The sequence below is a fragment of the Xanthobacter autotrophicus genome, from assembly GCF_029991245.1.
Taxonomy (GTDB): domain Bacteria; phylum Pseudomonadota; class Alphaproteobacteria; order Rhizobiales; family Xanthobacteraceae; genus Xanthobacter; species Xanthobacter autotrophicus_C.
The window spans coordinates 1-4,254 of sequence record NZ_JAIVFO010000227.1 but is presented as its reverse complement, the minus strand read 5'-3'; the positions used below and the strand labels follow the sequence as shown (position 1 = coordinate 4,254).

Annotated in this window: 5 protein-coding genes; 2 read left to right on the top strand and 3 right to left on the bottom strand. The window is 70.7% G+C overall.

The genetic code is table 11. From position 1 onward, the window contains the following. Together K9U41_RS21975 and K9U41_RS21970 are read right to left on the bottom strand one after the other, a co-directional pair. A partial coding sequence (locus K9U41_RS21975; protein ID WP_282642970.1) for an MATE family efflux transporter occupies positions 1 to 762 on the bottom strand: 762 nt, incomplete at its 3' end. 158 nt (positions 763 to 920) lie between these two features. Next, positions 921 to 1,190, bottom strand: coding sequence for a DUF6460 domain-containing protein (locus K9U41_RS21970; RefSeq protein WP_282642969.1), 270 nt, complete (start codon positions 1,188 to 1,190; stop codon positions 921 to 923). A 191-nt stretch (positions 1,191 to 1,381) separates the two neighbouring features. Here K9U41_RS21970 and K9U41_RS21965 point away from each other — a divergent pair, with 191 nt between their 5' ends. Further along, positions 1,382 to 1,951 carry a LysE family translocator gene (locus tag K9U41_RS21965; RefSeq protein ID WP_282642968.1) on the top strand — a complete coding sequence of 190 codons (570 nt, stop codon included), beginning with the start codon at positions 1,382 to 1,384 and terminating at the stop codon, positions 1,949 to 1,951. A 37-nt stretch (positions 1,952 to 1,988) separates the two neighbouring features. On the opposite strand, the gene K9U41_RS21960 is transcribed toward K9U41_RS21965, so the two are convergent. Beyond that, entirely contained in the window at positions 1,989 to 2,885 is an 897-nt protein-coding gene (locus tag K9U41_RS21960) for an alpha/beta fold hydrolase (protein ID WP_282642967.1), read from the bottom strand. A 352-nt stretch (positions 2,886 to 3,237) separates the two neighbouring features. On the opposite strand from K9U41_RS21960, the gene K9U41_RS21955 reads away from it, so the two are divergent. Beyond that, positions 3,238 to 4,254, top strand: a 1,017-nt coding sequence (locus tag K9U41_RS21955; protein ID WP_282642966.1) for a signal recognition particle protein, incomplete at its 3' end; no start/stop codon positions are given.

The window sequence follows — 4,254 nt, the reverse complement described above, 5'->3', positions numbered from 1 at the left end:
CCGCCCGCCCACCGCCGCGCCGCAGATCTGCTCGGCGGCGGTGGCGAAGCCGTCGAGGAAATAGGCGGCCACCATCACCATGTTCTGGAGCACGGCGTTGGCGGCCAGCGTCACGTCCCCTGCCCGCGCGCCCTGCGCCGCGAAGAAGGAGAAGGCGAACATCAGCGCCGCCGTGCGAATCATGATGTCGCGATTGAGCAGGAACGATTCGGCCAGCCGCGCCCGATTGAACAGCACCCCGCGCGGCAATGCCACCGCCCCGCCCAGCATCCTCAGGCACAAAAGCAGCCCCGCCGCGGTGCCGGCGATCTCGGCCATCAGCGTGCCGGCGGCGGCGCCGGTGACGCCCCAGCCGCCGCCCAGCACGAGGCCGGCGGTGAGCACCATGTTGAGCAGGTTCATGCCCACCTGCAGCGCCAGCGCCCGGCCGGTGCGCCCGAGGCCCACCAGCCAGCCCAGCACCACATAATTGGCCAGGGTGAAGGGCGCGGCGAAGATGCGCACGGCATAATAGGCGCGCACCGCCGCGTTCACCTCCTCGCTCGCCCCGGCAAGGCCAAGGGCGGCGTAGGCGATGGGTCCCTGAAGGGCGATGAGGACGAGCCCCACCCCCCCGGCGAGCAGCAGGGCGCGGGCCAGCACCGCGCGCTCTTCCACGCCGTCGCGCCGGCCCACGGCCTGGGCGGCGAGGCCCACCGTGCCCATGCGCAGGAAGCCGAACACCCAGAACAGCATGTCGAAGATGACGGCGGCGAGCGCCACTCCGCCCAGCAGCGCCGCATCGCCGAGCCGCCCCCCACCGCCGCATCCACGATGCCCAGCAGCGGCGTGGTCAGGTGCGCCACCGTCATGGGCAGCGCGATGGCGAGCACCCGGGCGTGCGTGACCCGTCCGTCAGCAGCGGCGAGGGTCATGGGGGATCAGCGCCGGCCGAGGACGCGCAGGATGAGCCAGAGCGGGATGACCACCACGGCGCCGAGCAGGAAATAGCGCCACAGCCGCTCCACCGCCTCGAAGCTGAAGTTGAACAGGCTGCGCACCAGCCGTTCCAGGCTGGTGAGGATGTTCATGGGGTCGATGCCCAGCGCCGCGAGGATGACGCCCACCACCACCGACAGGAGAACGAGGCGCACCAGCACCCAGGCGGGCGAGCCGCCGAAGAAACGGGTGATCTCGTTGTTATCGGGCATGGGGGCCTCCTGTCGGGAGGCAGGTCTAGCACAGCTTCGCGCGCGCCGGGAATGCGGCCCCTTGGAGCCCGATCCGATCGGATCGGCGCGTGCGCTCCGGGAAATCCCCATGTGACACCAGCTTCCGTTGGCCGCCGGCGGGGCGCCCTCTATGGTCCGCCTCGCCCATGGCGGCCGAACGGATGACACGCGTGCCCACACCCGAGTTTCTCTTCGCCATCTGGGGCCTTCTGCTCACGCCCGGCCCCACCAACACGCTGCTGGCGCTGTCCGGCGCGTCGGCGGGGCTGCGCCGGTCCATGCGGCTGATGCCGGCGGAGCTTGCCGCCTATCTGCTCGTGGTGACGCCGCTGGCGCTGTTCGGCGCCGACCTCCTCGCCCGGCAGCCACTCGCGGCCAGCGCGGTGAAGCTCGCGGCGGCGGGCTGGGTCGCCTTCCTCGCGGTGAAGCTCTGGCGGGTGGAAGCGGGACGCGCCCAGGTGGAGGCCATCACCCCGCGCCGGGTTTTCGTGACGACGCTGCTCAATCCCAAGGGGCTGATCATCGGCCTCACGCTCCTGCCCCAGGGGGCCGCGCCGGCGTTCCCGCTGCATCTCGGCCTGTTCGCCGCCTCGGTGGTGATGGTGGCGGCAATCTGGGCCGGCGCCGGAGCGATGATGAAGCGCGACACCGCCGAACCGCCCCTCGCCTATCGACGCGCCGCCGCCTGCTGGCTCGGCCTCCTCGCCGCCGCGCTGGTGAGCGCCGCGCTGCGGGCCTGAGCGCCCGCGGACGGCCCGCATTTGTCGCGCCGGCAATTCATCCGGCGGCGAGGAAGGCCTTGACCAGCGCGACGGTCGCGGCCGGATTCTCCTCCATGATCCAGTGCCCGCTGCCGGGGACGACGGCGCCCTTAACGTCCGTGGCGGCGAATTTCATCACCTCCGCCATGGTCAGGCCGAACGACATTTCGCCCCCCAGCGCCAGCACCGGCACCGTAAGCTTGCCGGCGGCGAGGAAGGCCTTGTTGTCGATCGCATCCTGGTCGAAGGCGGCGAACTGGGCGAACCCGGCCCGCATGGCGCCCGGCAAGGCATAGAGCGCGGCGTAGTGCGCCCGCGCCGCCTCGCCGAAATGGCTCGGATCGGCGGAGAATTCGTTCCAGAAGCGGTCGAGGTAGATGCGTTCGCGCCCCTCCACCAGCCGTTCCATGTCCGGGCCGCCGAAGCGGAAATGCCAGAGCAGCGGATTCTTCAGGATCTCCTCCCACGGCCCCACGCCCGGCAGCGGGGCGTCGATGAGGACGAACCGTGTCACCCGTTCGCGATGGAGGGCGGCGAAGGCGAAGCCCACCATGTTGCCGATGTCGTGGGTGACGAGGGCGGCCTTCCCGATGTTCAGCGCGTCCAGCACGCCGGCCACGTCGCCGGCCTGGGTCTTCTTGTCGAAGCCGCCATCCGGCTTTGCCGAAAGCCCCATGCCCCTGAGGTCCGGCACCACCACGGTATGGTCCGGCGCCAGCGCGGCAGCCATCGCGCCCCACATGTCGCCGGTCTCGCCATAGCCGTGCAGCAGGACGACAACCGGCCCGCTGCCGCCGAAGCGGACATGGATGGTCGTGCCATTGGTCGCGATCTCCTGGGTCCGGAAATCCGCGGGGAAGGGAACCACCTGCGCAGCCGCAGGGGCGGCGCCGGTCGTGGCCGTGTCAGACATGGAACGTCCTCCCTCGCTGCAGCCCCGGCGCGTGCGCGCGTCCGGAGACTTATGCCTTCGTATGGCCATGCGCGGGCGCATCATGTGGCCCCATCCCCGTCACCGCAAACGGATCATGCGGTGATGGCGGCAATCGGGCATTTGCCTCGCCGGCGCAAAGGTGCTAACCACCCGCACTTCACGAGGACGGCCCTGCCGATCCCGCCGACCGGACCCTGGGTCCGGAGGTCACCGCCCGACAGCGCGTTGCGCCCTCGGGCGCGATCTGCGTTGTCTTGACGCGTTGTCGTCTTGATGCGAGCGCGGGGCCGGCTTCGGCCCGTCTTATGTGAAACCCAAACCACGGACGGCCATGTTCGATACCCTTTCCGACCGCCTCGGCGGCATACTCGACAAGCTGAAGCGGCGCGGCGCCCTCACCGAGGCCGACGTGGGCGAGGCCATGCGCGAGGTGCGCCGGGCGCTGATCGAGGCGGACGTGGCCCTCGACGTGGTGCGCTCCTTCACCGACCGGGTGAAGAACCGCGCCGTGGGCGTGGAGGTCATCAAGTCGGTGACCCCCGGCCAGATGGTGGTCAAGATCGTCCATGACGAGCTGGTCGCCACCCTGGGCTCCGACGCCGATCCCATCGATCTCAACGCCCCCGCCCCCGTCCCCATCCTGATGGTGGGCCTGCAGGGCTCGGGCAAGACCACCTCCACCGCCAAGATCGCCAAGCGCCTCACCGAACGCGGCAAGCGCAAGGTGCTGATGGCGTCCCTCGACACCCGCCGCCCCGCCGCCATGGAGCAGCTGGCCACCCTGGGCAAGCAGGTGGACGTGGCCACCCTGCCCATCGTCGCCGGCCAGAGCGCGGTGCAGATCGCCCGTCGCGCCATCGAGGCGGCGAAGCTCGGCGGCTACGACGTGGTGATGCTCGACACCGCCGGCCGCGTGACGCTGGACGAGGCCCTTATGGCCGAGGTGGCCGAGGTGAAGGCCGCCACCAACCCGCACGAAGTGCTGCTGGTGGCCGACAGCCTCACCGGCCAGGACGCGGTGATCACCGCCAAGGCGTTCGACGGCCGCGTCGGCCTCACCGGCATCGTGCTCACCCGTGCCGACGGCGACGGCCGCGGCGGCGCGGCGCTGTCCATGCGCGCGGTCACCGGCAAGCCCATCAAGCTGCTCGGCACCGGCGAGAAGATGGACGCGCTGGAGGATTTCGATCCCCATCGCGTGGCCGGCCGCATCCTCGGCATGGGCGACGTGGTGGCGCTGGTGGAGAAGGCCGCCGAGGCCATCGACATCGAGAAGGCGAAGATCACTGCCGAGCGCATGCGCAAGGGCACCTTCGACCTTGACGACCTGCGCAGCCAGCTGGAGCAG

Excerpts from the sequence above, each read along its gene's own strand:
- K9U41_RS21970 (WP_282642969.1), bottom strand. The coding sequence starts at position 1,190 with ATGCCCGATAACAACGAGATCACCCGTTTCTTCGGCGGCTCGCCCGCC.
- K9U41_RS21960 (WP_282642967.1), bottom strand. The coding sequence starts at position 2,885 with ATGTCTGACACGGCCACGACCGGCGCCGCCCCTGCGGCTGCGCAGGTG.